Below are 14,376 nucleotides of genomic sequence, written 5' to 3'. Positions count from 1 at the left end.
AATAAAGTCAAACACAAAAGGGCCTTCCAATACGGAAAGCCCTTTTTTAACTCCGAAATCGAAAACCCGAAATCCGAAATCAAAACCAATCTCTATTTATGCTTCGAGCTCATATAAAAAGTTATCTCACCGCCATTCATGATCTCATCATGGCTGATGAACAACTTATCAAGCGGTTTGCCATTAAGTACCATCTTTTGCACATAAACATTTCTGGCGCTTTGATTTTTCACGTTGATAGTAAACTTTTTACCGTTATCCAAATTAATAACCGCATGATCAACAGCCGGACTGCCGGTTGAATATTGATCTGAACCCGGCGCTACCGGGTAAAAACCAAGCGAAGTAAATATGTACCATGCACTCATCTGGCCGGTATCGTCGTTGCCACCTAAACCATCAGGAGTTGGTTTGTACATCATTGGTAAAATCATGCGTACGCGTTCCTGCGTTTTCCATGGTTTATCTGTCCAATTGTACAGGTAGGCTACGTGGTGCGACGGCTCGTTGCCGTGCACGTAGTTACCGATAATGCCGTCGCGGGTAATATCTTCTGTTTCGGCAAAATATTTATCAGGCAGGTTCATGGTAAACAATGAATCCAGGTAACGTACAAAGCGCTTATCGCCCCCCATCAGTTTGATCAGGCTTTCGGGATCCTGCGGAGCGAACAGAGTATAGTTCCAGCTGTTACCTTCAATAAAACCTTCGTTAATGGTGCTCAACGGGTCAAACTTAGTCCTGAATGAACCATTGGCCAGTTTTGGGCGCATGAAACCTATTGAGGCGTCATAAACGTTTTTATAGTTTTCTGAGCGCTTGATAAACTCTTCGTAGATATCGTTTCTGTTTAGTTTTTTTGCGAGCTGAGCAATGGCCCAGTCGTCAAAAGCATACTCCAGGGTTGAAGAGACCGATACACCACTTTTTTCATCAGGGATAAAACCTTTATCCATGTACTCGCCAATGCCTTCATAATCGCGGTGACGGGCTGTGGCAACGCAGGCATCAAGTGCTTTATTAGCATCAAAATTCACATTACCTTTTATTACAGCATCGGCAATTACGGTAACACTGTGGTAACCACTCATACACCAGTTTTCGTTACCGGAATTTGACCAAACCGGCAGCATATGCTCCGGGCTTTGATCAAAATGAGCCAGCATCGATTGGATCATATCTGCGTTACGTTTCGGCTCAATAATGTTAAACAGCGGGTGTAGCGCCCTGTAGGTATCCCAAAGCGAAAATGTAGTATAGTTAGTAAAACCATCTGCCTTGTGTACATTTTGATCAAGCCCCTTATACTGTCCGTCAGCATCCATATACAAAGTTGGGTTGATCATGGTATGGTACATAGAAGTATAGAAGTTCAGTTTGGTTTCTTTACTTCCGGCTATCTCAATTTTATGCAGTTCCTGTTCCCAAAGTTGCTGACCATCGCTTTTCACCTTATCAAAGTCCCAGCCCGGTGCTTCGGTGCGCATGTTATTCAGCGCGCCGTCCATACTTACAGGAGATATGGCAAACTTAATTTTGATCTTCTCCCCTTCTTCTGTTTTAAAGTCAAAGTAGCTGCGGATCTGTCTGCCTGCAATTTCAGGGAAGTTTTTGGTTTGATTGAATTTACCCCAGAAACCACCGTACACCTCACGCTTGTCATATTTTTTATACCCATGCTGATAAAATGGTTTTGAAAATGCCATCGCGAAATATAAAGTACGTGTGCGGGCCCAGCCATTGGTTTGGCGGTAGCCTACAACTGTTGAATCGTTAACTACTTTAAGGTAAGTCCACACGTTTTTATCGGGATAGTTATAGATCCCCGCCATGAGGTCGAGTATAATGTGCGACTGATCCGACTTAGGGAAGGTGTACTGATGAAAACCAACCCTTGCAGTGGTGGTTAGCTCGGCTGTGATGTTATTATCATCCAATTTCACCTTGTAATAATTGGCACCGCTAACCTCATTCTGATGCGAAAATGCCGAACGGTAGCCGCTGCCTGGTTTATCGGCCACACCTGGATTGAGTTTTAAAGCCCCAACGGTTGGCATAATTAAAAAGTCGCCCAAATCTGAGTGACCGGTACCGCTGAAGTGGGTATGACTAAAGCCTACTATCGTTTTATCGTCATACTGATATCCTGCACAATATTTGTATACATCCGGATTGTAATGACCGTCCTTTTCATAGCTGGCAGTGTCTGTTTCGGGGCTTAGTTGCACCATACCAAAAGGTACCGTTGCTCCCGGATAGGTATGCCCCATACGTTGTGTGCCTATAATAGGGTTAACATAATCAACCAGCTTTTCTGTTTTGGTTTGAGCCTGGCTATAAACGGCCGTACCTATTAATAATGCTGTAAGTAATCTTCTCATTGTAATCTTTAAGTATATTCATTGTTTCCTCTCATATACGAGGAAACTCTGCGTCGTGACCGCTGGCCTTGTAATCTTTTTTTAACAAAGCAACTAATTTATGTAAAGCAGCCCGCTAAATATGGGAGTACGTGGTATTTGTTACAGATACCTGTAAAAACGGTTTAAACCGCGGGATTTAAAGCATAAGCGGCCCACAATTCATCCACTGTTTTTCCTGTTAGATTTTTCCAACTCTCGTTGGTGAAAGTATGCTCACGCAGTTGCTTATCAAGTATTTTTACCAGATCGGGCTTTGCGTTTTTTCTGCCCATACCAAAAAGCGTGCAGTTACGCGATATGCATTATCATAGTTTTGGGTTGATTTAAATGCTGGCAATGCCCATTTGGCCCCGGCGTTGTCTACTCCAAATTTAAACCTGGCATAATCAGCAATCCCTTCGGTTAACCATCCGGGGCCATCGCTGTTGCCATAAGCCTGTACAATGTGCATTACTTCGTGAGTAACCACGTCAATATCGCCGGGATGTTTGGTCATGTATTTCGCGCTGAATACTACGGTATCATTTCCGGTAGCAGCTACGCCGTCATAAGCAGTGTCGATAACAAACGTTACTTTTTTAGATGTTTTTTTGTTGTACTCCTTCGAAAGTTTTGGATACACTTCAAAAAGGTTTTGATCAGCCTGTCTTTCAAATCTGTGCTAAATGCAGCATCCTTACTGATAAAAGTTACCTGGTAGCCTTTTTGTTTAAAAACTTCCTGCGCATTGGCATTCAAACCCATGAACAAGCCCGAAATTAAGAATAGTGAGAAAATAAATATTTTTTTCATGAATAGTTTTGGTTTTTACGATTGATAATAATTAAACCATCCAAATATAGATAAAACGTTTTATCATTAAAACATATTACTCTGTAATATTATTAATAGTTCCCTTTCAATTTATTCAAAAACAAACGCCTGTTGCTCTTCAAACAACAGGCGTTTTATTAATTAAACAATATTATCGAAAAAGAACTATGAAGCAGTTGAACTATGGTGGAGTTAGCCCCCAACTACCTCAACCGGTTCTAACTAACCAGGTGAGCAGCATCAATGTTCAAAGCTAATTAAATAAAACGTTTTACCAAATGATTTCTAAGGAAATTAGTGGACCCAATACTAAACTATTGTCACGCTGTAGCCTTCGACAGGGTTGATCCCCGCTCAATCAGTTTCGACGGGATCTTCAGATCAATTTTTGAAGCATCAAGTTTGTGTGTGTTGATTTGCGCCATTAAAATATCAATTGCCGATTTTGCAATGTCGTAAGTAGGTTGTTGTATGGTAGTAATACCCGGCGGGTATAGACTAAACACTTCATTATCATCAAAACTTATCACGGCCAAATCATCCGGGATACTAAGCTTAAGATCTTTGATGGCCTGCAAACCCATGGTACCCAAATAATTGGTGGTAAAGAAAACAGCATCCATTTGTTTTTGCTTTACAATAAATGCTTTAACAGCCTCAACCCCTTCATTCTTGTCCATATCAAAGGGAACCTTTAAAAACATCTTACTGCTATCTTTCAGGTTATTATCTTTTAAAGCAGCTTTATAGCCCAGGCTCCGGTCGTTTAGCTGGATCAGCCCGAGGTCGGCAGTTACCATCCCGATATTTTTATATCCCGATCGTACAAAACAATCAACCGCGTTATAAGCGCTTGCATAATTATCAACCAGCACGTGAGGGATGCTTGTCCCGGGAAATATCCGTCAATGAGCACTACAGGCTTTTCATTATCAACCAGGTTCTGGATATCTTTTTCCAGCCCTTTCATCGGGGTAATAATATAACCATCAACCAGTTGCTGGCTCAGCATCCTGATCATGTCCTTGCCTTTTTGCAGGTTATTATTGGTGCTGCAATAAATAATACGATAGCCGTCTTTTTCAGCCTCCTCTTCAATTACCTTTGCCATCTCTCCAAAAAACGGCCCGCCAATGCTCTCCACTATCAGTCCGATAACTTTTGAAACACCCGTACGCAAACCAACCGCCATACGATTAGGTTCATAACCATTTTTTTGGGCCACATCCAATATCTTCTTACTGATCTCTTTGCTAATACGGCCCTTGCCATTTAAAACAAATGAAACAGTAGTTATTGATGTATCGGTAAGTTTGGCTATATCCTTAATGGATATTTTTTTCATCATCGTTTTTTAAATTCAGGTTTAAGGTTTAGTATGCCCGACATCTTAAAGTCTTATCAATTTTTATGTTAAACCGGCAATTCGTCAAACAGGTATCTCTGTCAAAATTCAACTTTTTGCTTTTTTCAATCAAACCCGGCAAGTTAATTTTGCTAATTGCCAATATTTTAACCTTATAATATAAACATTTAAAACCGGCCTGGTAAATATAGCGTATGGCTTCCATTTTCGACCTTTTCAACAACAATTTATTGCAATACAGTTATAAACTTTCATTAAGATCATTAAAAAATTAAAATAGAAGACCTGTGTATAAAAGCTTTCATCGTATCAATTGCTAACAAATTAATGCTAAATTTAGATTTTGTGTTTTCCCTGATTAATTGGTATTTTAAAACTTCATGAGTATAACCCCGAAACTCAACCGCTTTGATCTTTCAATGATTGTTGTGAGCCTGGTAATAGGCATGGGCATTTTTGCAGCACCGGCAGAAGTAGCAAAAAACTCAAGCACACCTCTTTTGTATTTCGGAGCCTGGCTGCTTGGGGAGCAGTAAGCCTGTGTGGGGCGCTCACCTTTGCCGAAATTGGCGCCCGCTACCCCACCACCGGTGGCTTTTACAAGGTTTTTTCGTACTGCTTTCACCCGGCTTTTGCCTTTATGATCAATTGGGTGCTGGTAATAAGCAACGCGGCCTCCGTTGCTGCCGTAGCGCTTATAGGGGCGGAATACATTAACCCCATTATTATGCCACAAAGCCTGCAAAACGATGCGGGCATCAAAATCATGACTATAACTTCCGTAGTTGTTTTATATATTATAAACTACCTGGGCATTAAAATGAGTGCACGCACACAAAATGTGCTTACCCTTTTTAAAATAGGCATGATCCTGATTTTGTGTGCGGCAGTATTTAAAGGTAACATCAATACTACCAAAGAAGTTATCGCATATCATAATAATAACAATATAAGCGCGTTCGGAATAAGTTTGGTAGCTGTATTTTTTACCTATGGCGGTTACCAGCAAACTATAAATTTTGGAGGCGATATTATAAACCCGAAGATCAATATCCCCAAGGCTATATTTTTTGGAATAGCTACAGTGATATCATTATACATGCTTATCAACTTTGCATATTACTCAGTTTTAGGCATTAGCGGCCTTCAGCATAAAACAACGCTTGCGGCAACACTTGCAGGGGTTTTATTTGGTGCAGCCGGCTATAAAATAGTATCGCTGCTTATGTTTGTTTCGGTACTGGCTTTCGTTAACGTTAATATTATGGCCAATCCGCGTGTTTATTATGCCATGGCCGAAGATGGTATATTACCTGCCCGCTTTAAACGTGTAAACAGCCAAACCCAGGTACAGGAGTTTGGATTGAGCTTTTTGTTGGTGCGGTGCTCATTATCCTGTTTTTTGCCAATTCGTTTCAAACCATATTAAATTATGTAATGTTTTTTGATACCATTGGCCTTTCAACTGCAGCTATAACCATCTTCATTTTGCGGCGTAAAACCAAACAGCTCAATAATACCGGCATCTATATCATGAAGTGGTACCCTGTTATACCTGTCATATTTATTACCACTTATTGGTTTGTTACTATCAGCATTTTTATTGAAAATCCGCAGGCTGCTTTAATATGCATCTGTGCTTTTATTGCCGGCCTTATTATTTACTATATCACAAAACGAAGCCAAAAACCTAACACTATACTTTAATTATGGATTTGTCATTTATTTTAAATGAGCTTGGGGAGGAAAGAGAGAACTACTTTAACGCCATTTCGCCGCCGATTATGCAATCAAGCAACTTCTCTTTTAAAGACGTTGAGGCACTTAGGGGGCAATGAATGATGAATTTGAAAGCAGCCTGTACTCAAGAGGGCAAAACCCCACACTCACTATACTCAGGAAAAAACTTGCCGCGTTAGATGGCGCGGAAGACGCCCTGCTGTTCAGCAGCGGTATCAGTGCTATAAGTGTCCCAATTTTATCGCTGTTAAAATCAGGTGATCATATTATAGCCGTGGATAACCTGTACAGTTGGACAATTAAATTATTTAAAGACTTTTTACCCAAATTTGGCATTACAACCACATTTATTGACGGAACAGTTTTTGAAAATTTTGGACAAGCCGCAACTCCGCAAACACGCCTAATTTACCTCGAAAGCCCTAACACATTTTGCTATGAGCTGCAGGACATCAGGAAAGTGACCGATTTTGCGAAATCAAGAGGTATCATAACCATGATTGATAACAGCTATTGCAGCCCCCTTTACCAGCAACCAATATCTATGGGGGTTGACCTTGTGGCGCAATCAGCTACCAAATATATTGGCGGCCATTCGGATGTTGTGGCAGGTGTGCTTACCGGCAGCAAAGCTGTGCTTAAAAAATCTTTGATCACGAGTTCATGAATACCGGCCCGGCGCTGTCGCCCCACTCGGCATGGCTGCTTTTGCGGGGATTAAGAACGCTCCCCCTGCGGCTGCAACGCAGTTTTGAAAGTACCAGGATCATTACAGAATGGCTTGCCTCTCATCCGGCTGTACAGGATGTGATCTGGCCTTTTAGTCCCAAATTCAATCAGGCCGATTTAGTTAGCCAACAAATGCAGGGCTGCGGAGGTTTATTTAGCCTCATATTAAAACACAGTTCATTTAGTAAAATTGAAAGGTTTTGCAACAGCCTGAAACATATTTTACTTGCAGTGTCGTGGGGAGGCCATGAAAGTCTTGTTGTGCCGGCCATTGCCTCTTTTAGCGAGGATGAATATTCGGCGGATAACGACCATCATCAATTAATCCGGATGTATATTGGTTTGGAAGATCCTCAATATTTGATAGCGGATATTAAACAGGCTTTAGAAAAGTAAGCAGTCCCGGCCCCGCGCCGGGATTTATTGTTTGGTTTGGAAATAAATACTGTTTAATTTCAAACATTCATTCCCATTTTTTTATGCCCAGCTTTTGCATTTTTGAATGCAGCGTTGATGGCGGCAAACCTAATTTCGAAGCTGCCCCATCCTTACCGCTTATTTTGCCATTGCAACGTTTCAGTACATCTAAAATATGGTCGCGGGCGTGTTCATCAATGGTTTTTAATCTATCAGTCGGCATTTCGGCATAAACAGGGCTTTCTTTTTTCCCTGCAGCTTGGGCAGGTAAGCGTCTTTTATTACCGGGCCATCCGTTAACAGGATACTACGTTCAATAAAATGTTCCAGCTCGCGCACGTTGCCCGGCCATTGGTATTCAAGCAGTTGGGCCATTACGTTTGCTGAGATCCCCGTTACCGCTTTACCGATCTTTTGCGCGTAACGTGCCAGAAAATGATTAGCCAATACCGGGATATCATCTTTACGTTCTCTTAAAGGTGGAATTATGATCGGGAACACAAACAGCCTGTAATATAAATCGAGCCGAAAGCGGCCTTCTTCAACTTCTTTTTCAAGGTTGCGGTTCGTAGCCGCAACTATGCGTACGTTGATCTTCACCGGGCCCCTGCCGCCAATGCGTTCAATCTCCTGCTCCTGTAAAACACGTAATAGCTTAACCTGCAATTCGGCCGGCATTTCACCTATCTCATCCAGGAAAATAGTACCGCCATCGGCCAGCTCAAACTTACCGGTACGCTTTTCAACAGCTCCGGTAAAAGCACCTTTTTCGTGTCCGAACAATTCGGACTCAATCAGGGTCGCCGGCATGGAGGCACAGTTTACCACTACCAAAGGCTTGTTTTTACGAGGCGACAGATAGTGGATACTCTTAGCTATCTGCTCCTTACCTGTACCGCTTTCGCCTAAAACTAATACCGATGTATCAAGCGGAGCTACTATGCCAATGTGGTCAAGTACGGTGAGCATTTGATGGCTTTTACCGATAATATCTTTAAAACCTGCAGCTTTGCTTTTCTCACTCAATTGATTTTGGCCTAATTTATCAACCCTCGTTAGTGACGGCTCAGGCACATCAAATGGGATGATCTCCTCCACCGTGCTCAGCAGTAATCTGTGCAGTCGATCTAACAAGATCAAATGATCATGGGTATAACAGTCGGTTTTGCGGCTGTAAAACGAAAAATGAATAACATCCCCTCCTGACAGAAAGCAAAGGCAATCCTAAAAACGATTGCATATTAAAAAACTGTGCAATAAGCTTTTTAACGGGAAACTGCGGCCAAATCTTAACAAAATTAGCAGCATTATAAAAATCAGCCTTGGTTATCCGCGGACTGTCTTCCTGCATCTGGCTCAATTGTGCCTTGTTTGTTTTTGTGATGTTTACCAATTCATCCTTGCCAATAACCTGGTATTCATCAAACCCTGTGCGTAAAAATGAGAGGGCGTTATCAGGAAAACCCGTATCATTTTTCATAGTAACGGTCAAATAATCAAACGGTACATGCGGCTGGATGCTCATTGCTATTTTCAACAGCTTCTGTTTCCAGTTTATCGGTTCGGCAACAATATTTTTAAACACCTGCTCCAGGGCCTGCTCCTGGCGCAATTTTGATTCGATACTGTTTTGATGTCGGTAAAAAGCAACATCCAGGGTTATAAGTAGTTCCTTTTCGCGGAATGGCTTTACCAAAAAACCATAGGGCTGCGTAGCCTTTGCCCGTTCCAGGATACTTTCCTGAAAATTAGCCGACAGGTATACAAATGCTATATTTTTTGAAGTGAGCACTTTGGCAAGGTCGATACCGTTCAGGCTACCCTTTAAAAATATATCAAGTAATACCATTTCCGGTTTTTGCTCCTCAATGATCTCCAAGGCTTCGGGTACAGAATCGGCAATGCCACAAACTTTATAACCGGCACGGGTTAATATTAATTTCAGATCATACGCCACCAGCGACTCATCCTCAACTATTAATATCTTTTTGTTCATATTTTAATTAGCTGCAAAAGTTTTTCGTTCAATATTATTTAACATCTCCTCGGCCCTGAATTCCACGGTGATTATAGCGCCGCCGTAATTTTCTATTTTAAAATAACCGCCCAGTTGTTTACTTAATGCTTTCATCATTTCCATCCCTAATGAGCTTGCTTTTTGGATGTCAAAATCAACAGGCAAGCCTATTCCATTATCGGCTATGGTGAGTATAATGGTTTCCTCGGCCAGTTGTAAGGCCACTTTAATTTCGCCCCGCTGCGCAGGGAAGGCATATTTTATGGCGTTTGTAATGGCCTCGTTTAGTATCAGGCCTACGGGTACGGCCTGGGCAACGTCAAGCTTAACGGACTGTATCATTTGCTCAAAACGAATTCCCCTGCCGCCAGGATCATAACAATCGGCCAGGTAATTAATCAGCTCATTAATATAAACCGACATATCGATATAAGCCACATCCGAATTACTATACAGCTTTTGATGAATAAGCGCTATAGCCTGTACCCGGTTTTGACTTTCCCGGATTGCGGCAAGTGCCGCGTTGTTCTTCAAAAATGCCGATTGCGTATTAAGCAGGCTCATTACAATTTGCAGGTTGTTTTTTACCCGGTGATGCACTTCTTTTAACAGCCAGTCCTTTTCATCTAACAGGCCATCCTTTTCGTTAAGCAGGATTTGTAACGATAGGTTCTGATTATTAATTTCCGTTTGTTTTAACTGTAATTGCTGATTGCTCCTTTGCTTGTGCCGGTAACCGTTAAATGCCAAACCTGCTATAATGATAAGCATGGCCACACCGCCAAAAGTAATGTTACGCTGCATGTTTACCTTTTGCAGTTCGGCTTTTTGATTCTTACTTTGTTCCTGTAAAAACCTTATCGACTGCTTGTTTTCATTAGTCCTATATCTGATATCAAGCTCCTCTATCTGCTTGTTTTTGATGGCATTAAACAACGAGTCATCAAGGCGTTTATGGATCTCGAAATGTTTTATTGCAGCTACATAGTTGCCCGATGCAGAATCGACCCGAAACTGCATGCGATGGATCTTGGTGAGTGTGATAGGCCTGATGGTATTAGATGGCAGCGACAAGATCTGTTTTGTATAAATGCCTGCCTTTTTATACTGTTGAATAAGCAGGTAAAAGCCGGCCATGGTTTCGTTGTAATGAATAAAATCAGTAACCATTTGCTCGTTGGTGGTATAAAAGTCTTTACTAAAGTTAGTAACCTTATATACTTCCATCATTTTCAGATAGTATTGCTCGGCTTCCGGGTAATCTTTCAGGGCAACGTAGATATTGCCAAATGCCTCATACATATCAACCTTTTGCGCCAAGATCTTTGGTGGTACATCTTTTACCGCCTGTTTCAAGTATGCCAGTGCTTCTTTAGGCCTTTTAGCTGTTATGAAATCATAAATAATGAGGCTCAGGTACCCATAAAAATCCTCGTATTGTTTTCTATGCTTTAATATCTCGGCCGATTTAAGGATGTAAATAAGGCTTTGGTCGTACTTATCCAGGTCGGCATACACCAATGCAAGTTTGGCGTAATAAAAATCGGCCAAAGCCGTATCAGCCGTGGCGTTTATACTTTTTATTACCTCGTGGCGATATAAAAGCTCGTTATGCAAATCAACCTTTTGTTTGCTTAGCTCGGCAAGGGAATGATAAGTATAGTGGAGCTTTTTATAGCCAATTGCTTTGTATTGGGCCAGTACCTGGCGCAGTTCGGTTTCGGCCAGATCAAGTTTCTTTTGGCTAAGATGGATGTCGGCTATGTTCTTGTTCATATCAGTCTCATCCAGTTTATGGCCCGTTTGCTGAAATAAGGCCCGGGCCTGCTCATAACTATTTATTTTATCAGGAATGGCAACTGTATTGTCTATCGATATATTATCGCCTAAGCGGGCCAGGGTTTTACCTTCCTGGTACTGATCATCTGTTTTATGGTAATAACCAACCACTTCCATAAAAACAGCTTTACCCTGCTTCAGGTTGTACTGCTTGAGATACGCTGCCCCTTTAAGCATCATAGCTTCGTTAAGCCACTTTGCCGAATGGATGGCAACACTCATTTGTATGGCTTTATTAAAAGCGTTGATGCCGCTATCCAGCACCTCTTTGTGGTCGCCTTGCTTGTTTAGATAATAGCTGCCTAATTGTATTTGTAGTTTAATTGTATTGGTGTCGGCTTTGTTTTTTGGTTATCGAGGTTTAGTTTAATGGTAGCAATGTCCATCTTTTTTTGCCCGGATACGCTTGGGGCAAAAATTAAAACAATAAAACATGTCGCTATATATTTAAACATACACTTAGTATTTTATTGCCCCAGAGATAATTACCGACAAAACCATAACGAAATCATCTCCTGTGAAAGTCACGGAATAGTGATAGGCGATGATTTGCTAAATTTATTCAATTTTATGCAAACGGCATCAATAAGCAGAAAGCTAAATTTTCTTTATTGCTGAAATAACCAGGATCCGGACCGGCATAAAAATCCCGAACGCTGCTGAACCGGTCAATGTACAGATCATGGATTCCATTGTACAGATTATAGATCGACGGAAAATTTCGGATTTATATCCCGGAGGTTCCTACCAAACCCGGTTCTCTTTAGTATACTCTCTTTCAATACCTTCCAATATTAGTTCAGAGGTTATGCGGCTTTCCTTGCGGGCCAGCATTTGCAGGCAGGCAAATTGTACTACATTCAAGATCCCGGAACCACTGAGCTCATATTTACGCGAGATCTGCTCAAGGTTAATGTGCCCGTTGAGGTTGGCTTTAGGCGGAAATGATTTTTGCCAGATAGTATAGCGTTCATCGGCATTAGGCAGCGGGAAGTTAATAACCGACTGAAACCGGCGCATAAAGGCCTCATCAATGTTATTTTTAAAATTGGTTGCAAGTATCACCAGGCCATTGTGCTGCTCCACACGCTGCAGCAGGTACGATGCTTCCTGGTTAGCATATTTATCGTGCGCATCTTTAACGTTAGTCCGTTTGCCAAAAAGCGCATCGGCTTCGTCAAAAAACAGGATCCAGTTTTTATTATCGGCCTTTTCAAATAGCTTGGAGAGATTCTTTTCTGTTTCGCCTATAAACTTGGATACGATCATTGACAGATCGATCCTGAAAACAGGTTTGCCGGTGTATTTACCAAGCAGAGATGCAGTGAGCGTTTTGCCGGTTCCCGGCGGGCCGTGAAATAATGCCCGATAGCCTGGTTTCAGTTTCCGCTCCATACCCCAATCGGTCATTAATACCTGCTGGTAGTTCACCCAGTTTTCCAGCTCAGCAATTTGCCTGCGGGTGTTATCATTGAGTACAAGGTCATCCCAGTTATAGGTAGTTTCCAGGTGTTGTGCCGGAAAGTTCATACTTAGTTTGGGAATAGATTCGGTACCACTGATCAAAAGTTCAACATATTCGGGTTGTAACAATAACCTGCCGGATAAGGCAGGCTCACCTTCGGGCACATCCTCCAGGTATAAAATGTGCTGCTTCGTCAAATTACTATGATGATGAAAAAGATCAGCTATCTCCAGCCGCTTTTCCAGATCATCGCCAGCCAAAACAAAAACCGCTGTTTGACCGGTTGGCAAAAAGCTGCGTCCGTTACGGCTCCTAACTCCACCAATCTGCTGAAAATCACCCGATTCACACATGTAAGGCTGAATAATTTCATCAAAAAACTCAACCTGTAAATGAGGTACCAGGGCCATCATTAGTATAATAACCTCATTGCTGTTCAAGCCATGATCATCAATTAATTTTTCGAGCACACTACCATTTCGCTCTAACTGGGGCAGCAGCGGAGGCAAATAAGTTGCGTCGTTACCAAATACAGTTTGCAACCTGGCTTCAACACAACCGGCTGTATACTGCATCAGCGCTTTTAATTGCTTAATATTAGTATCCATTTTATTTACGCGGACCGTTTTGCTGTACAACATGGGTTAACTCGTGCGCCAGCAGGTTCATACCGGCGGTGCTTTCAGGGTCAAACTTGGCTGCGTTAAAATAAATATCGTTACCATGCGTAAACGCCTGTGCTTTTGAAAGGTTGCAAAGCTCAACAGCCTGCTGCCCGGTGTGGATTTTCACCTGTTCAAAATTGGCGTTCATCTGATGCTCCAATTGCGTACGTACTTTGGCAGGTAAGGGACTGCCTCCACCTTTACTTTCGTTCAGCAACCTGTCAAACTTTGCTTCCGGGGTTCGGGCCTGCCTTCGGTTTTTTCTACACCGCCGCCTTTTTCTTCCTTTTTTTGTGCAGCAGCCTTATCGTCTTTTTCGTCGCCTTTTTCTTTTTTCTGAGGCTTGCCTTCGTCCTTTTTATCTTCTTCGCCTTTTTTTGCGGCTCCTTGTCTTTCTTATCTTCTTCCTTCTTTTGTGGTTCTTTATCCTTCTTCTCTTCCTCTTTTTTCTGAACGCCTTCCTTATCCTTTTTATCCTCTTCTTTCTTTTGGGGCTCTTTATCTTTTTTATCCTCCTCTTTCTTCTGAGTTGGTTTCTCTTCTTCTTTCTTTTCGTCTTTTTTCTGCGGCTTGCCTTCCTCCTTCTCGTCCTTTTGTTCTTTTTTCTGAGTCGATTTCGCATCCTTTTCCTCATCCGCTCCCTTTTTCTGAACGCTCATTTGTCCCATTCGCTGCGATGAATTAGCAGTTGCCTGCTGTGACATGGTTACCTTATGTGCTACTGCATCGGCCTCCTGCTCGAGGGCGCTATCCTGGTTGCCATCAATTTTCCTGGCCTGGAAAAAAGCATCTCCATCCTGCTTGCTTTTTTCGCGGCTGCCATTAAAAAAGGGCTTATCTGCTTTATCAGCCTGTTTCTGACTAAGCGGCTGGCGTGTATTATGGATGTATTTCATAGGAGG

17 protein-coding genes are annotated in these 14,376 nt (G+C 42.0%); 4 read left to right on the top strand and 13 right to left on the bottom strand.

Annotation, left to right across the window (positions count from 1 at the left end):
• Nucleotides 1-92: 92 nt before the first annotated feature.
• The 6 genes from ACRQ5D_RS19120 to ACRQ5D_RS19095 form a co-directional block, all read right to left on the bottom strand.
• A complete protein-coding gene (locus ACRQ5D_RS19120; RefSeq protein ID WP_091171236.1) occupies nucleotides 93-2,381 on the bottom strand; it encodes a GH92 family glycosyl hydrolase in 2,289 nt (762 codons plus the stop codon).
• Between the two features lie 280 nt (nucleotides 2,382-2,661).
• Nucleotides 2,662-3,045 carry a basic secretory protein-like protein gene (locus ACRQ5D_RS19115; protein ID WP_432326268.1) on the bottom strand — a complete coding sequence of 128 codons (384 nt, stop codon included), beginning with the start codon at nucleotides 3,043-3,045 and terminating at the stop codon, nucleotides 2,662-2,664.
• On the bottom strand, nucleotides 2,994-3,215 hold the full coding sequence (locus tag ACRQ5D_RS19110; protein WP_432326267.1) for a hypothetical protein: 222 nt from the start codon (nucleotides 3,213-3,215) through the stop codon (nucleotides 2,994-2,996). Before ACRQ5D_RS19110 ends, ACRQ5D_RS19115 begins: the two co-directional genes overlap by 52 nt.
• A 341-nt stretch (nucleotides 3,216-3,556) precedes the next feature.
• A complete protein-coding gene (locus tag ACRQ5D_RS19105; RefSeq protein WP_432326265.1) occupies nucleotides 3,557-4,111 on the bottom strand; it encodes a substrate-binding domain-containing protein in 555 nt (184 codons plus the stop codon).
• Entirely contained in the window at nucleotides 4,030-4,584 is a 555-nt protein-coding gene (locus ACRQ5D_RS19100; protein ID WP_432326264.1) for a LacI family DNA-binding transcriptional regulator, read from the bottom strand. The genes ACRQ5D_RS19105 and ACRQ5D_RS19100 overlap by 82 nt, the downstream gene beginning before the upstream one ends.
• A gap of 388 nt (nucleotides 4,585-4,972) precedes the next feature.
• The gene (locus ACRQ5D_RS19095) at nucleotides 4,973-5,227 is read right to left on the bottom strand and encodes a hypothetical protein (RefSeq protein WP_432326263.1); all 255 of its coding nucleotides are present in this window, start codon (nucleotides 5,225-5,227) and stop codon (nucleotides 4,973-4,975) included.
• Here ACRQ5D_RS19095 and ACRQ5D_RS19090 point away from each other — a divergent pair.
• The 4 genes from ACRQ5D_RS19090 to ACRQ5D_RS19075 all read left to right on the top strand — a co-directional run bounded on the left by ACRQ5D_RS19090 (nucleotide 5,117) and on the right by ACRQ5D_RS19075 (nucleotide 7,467).
• Nucleotides 5,117-6,031 (top strand): APC family permease, encoded by a 915-nt coding sequence (locus tag ACRQ5D_RS19090; protein ID WP_432329813.1) that lies wholly within the window; start codon nucleotides 5,117-5,119, stop codon nucleotides 6,029-6,031. The genes ACRQ5D_RS19095 and ACRQ5D_RS19090 overlap by 111 nt on opposite strands.
• An 8-nt stretch (nucleotides 6,032-6,039) precedes the next feature.
• A complete protein-coding gene (locus ACRQ5D_RS19085) occupies nucleotides 6,040-6,309 on the top strand; it encodes a hypothetical protein (RefSeq protein WP_431200199.1) in 270 nt (89 codons plus the stop codon).
• 127 nt (nucleotides 6,310-6,436) lie between these two features.
• Nucleotides 6,437-7,009: a PLP-dependent transferase gene (locus tag ACRQ5D_RS19080; protein WP_432326261.1), complete on the top strand. Its 573-nt coding sequence runs from the start codon at nucleotides 6,437-6,439 to the stop codon at nucleotides 7,007-7,009.
• Entirely contained in the window at nucleotides 7,006-7,467 is a 462-nt protein-coding gene (locus tag ACRQ5D_RS19075) for a PLP-dependent transferase (RefSeq protein WP_432326259.1), read from the top strand. The genes ACRQ5D_RS19080 and ACRQ5D_RS19075 overlap by 4 nt, the downstream gene beginning before the upstream one ends.
• 67 nt (nucleotides 7,468-7,534) lie before the next feature.
• Here the strand turns inward: ACRQ5D_RS19075 and ACRQ5D_RS19070 are convergent, their stop codons facing one another.
• The 7 genes from ACRQ5D_RS19070 to ACRQ5D_RS19040 all read right to left on the bottom strand — a co-directional run bounded on the left by ACRQ5D_RS19070 (nucleotide 7,535) and on the right by ACRQ5D_RS19040 (nucleotide 14,370).
• A complete protein-coding gene (locus tag ACRQ5D_RS19070; protein ID WP_431200196.1) occupies nucleotides 7,535-7,711 on the bottom strand; it encodes a helix-turn-helix domain-containing protein in 177 nt (58 codons plus the stop codon).
• Entirely contained in the window at nucleotides 7,693-8,622 is a 930-nt protein-coding gene (locus ACRQ5D_RS19065; RefSeq protein ID WP_432326257.1) for a sigma-54 interaction domain-containing protein, read from the bottom strand. Before ACRQ5D_RS19065 ends, ACRQ5D_RS19070 begins: the two co-directional genes overlap by 19 nt.
• Nucleotides 8,623-8,632: 10 nt before the next feature.
• Complete coding sequence (locus ACRQ5D_RS19060) at nucleotides 8,633-9,484, bottom strand: response regulator (protein ID WP_432326255.1); 852 nt, start codon at nucleotides 9,482-9,484, stop codon at nucleotides 8,633-8,635.
• Nucleotides 9,485-9,487: 3 nt separating this feature from the next.
• Nucleotides 9,488-11,608 (bottom strand): histidine kinase dimerization/phosphoacceptor domain -containing protein, encoded by a 2,121-nt coding sequence (locus ACRQ5D_RS19055; protein ID WP_432326253.1) that lies wholly within the window; start codon nucleotides 11,606-11,608, stop codon nucleotides 9,488-9,490.
• 480 nt (nucleotides 11,609-12,088) lie between these two features.
• Nucleotides 12,089-13,417 carry an ATP-binding protein gene (locus ACRQ5D_RS19050; RefSeq protein ID WP_091171216.1) on the bottom strand — a complete coding sequence of 443 codons (1,329 nt, stop codon included), beginning with the start codon at nucleotides 13,415-13,417 and terminating at the stop codon, nucleotides 12,089-12,091.
• Nucleotide 13,418: 1 nt separating this feature from the next.
• Nucleotides 13,419-13,691 carry an eCIS core domain-containing protein gene (locus ACRQ5D_RS19045; RefSeq protein ID WP_167516186.1) on the bottom strand — a complete coding sequence of 91 codons (273 nt, stop codon included), beginning with the start codon at nucleotides 13,689-13,691 and terminating at the stop codon, nucleotides 13,419-13,421.
• A gap of 46 nt (nucleotides 13,692-13,737) precedes the next feature.
• On the bottom strand, nucleotides 13,738-14,370 hold the full coding sequence (locus tag ACRQ5D_RS19040) for a hypothetical protein (RefSeq protein ID WP_432326250.1): 633 nt from the start codon (nucleotides 14,368-14,370) through the stop codon (nucleotides 13,738-13,740).
• Between the last annotated feature and the right edge of the window lie 6 nt (nucleotides 14,371-14,376).

Source organism: Mucilaginibacter sp. P25, assembly GCF_050859465.1.
Classification (GTDB): Bacteria; Bacteroidota; Bacteroidia; order Sphingobacteriales; family Sphingobacteriaceae; genus Mucilaginibacter; species Mucilaginibacter gossypii.
Note: the sequence above shows the minus strand (reverse complement) of the source record. Positions and strands in the feature narration are given on the sequence as shown.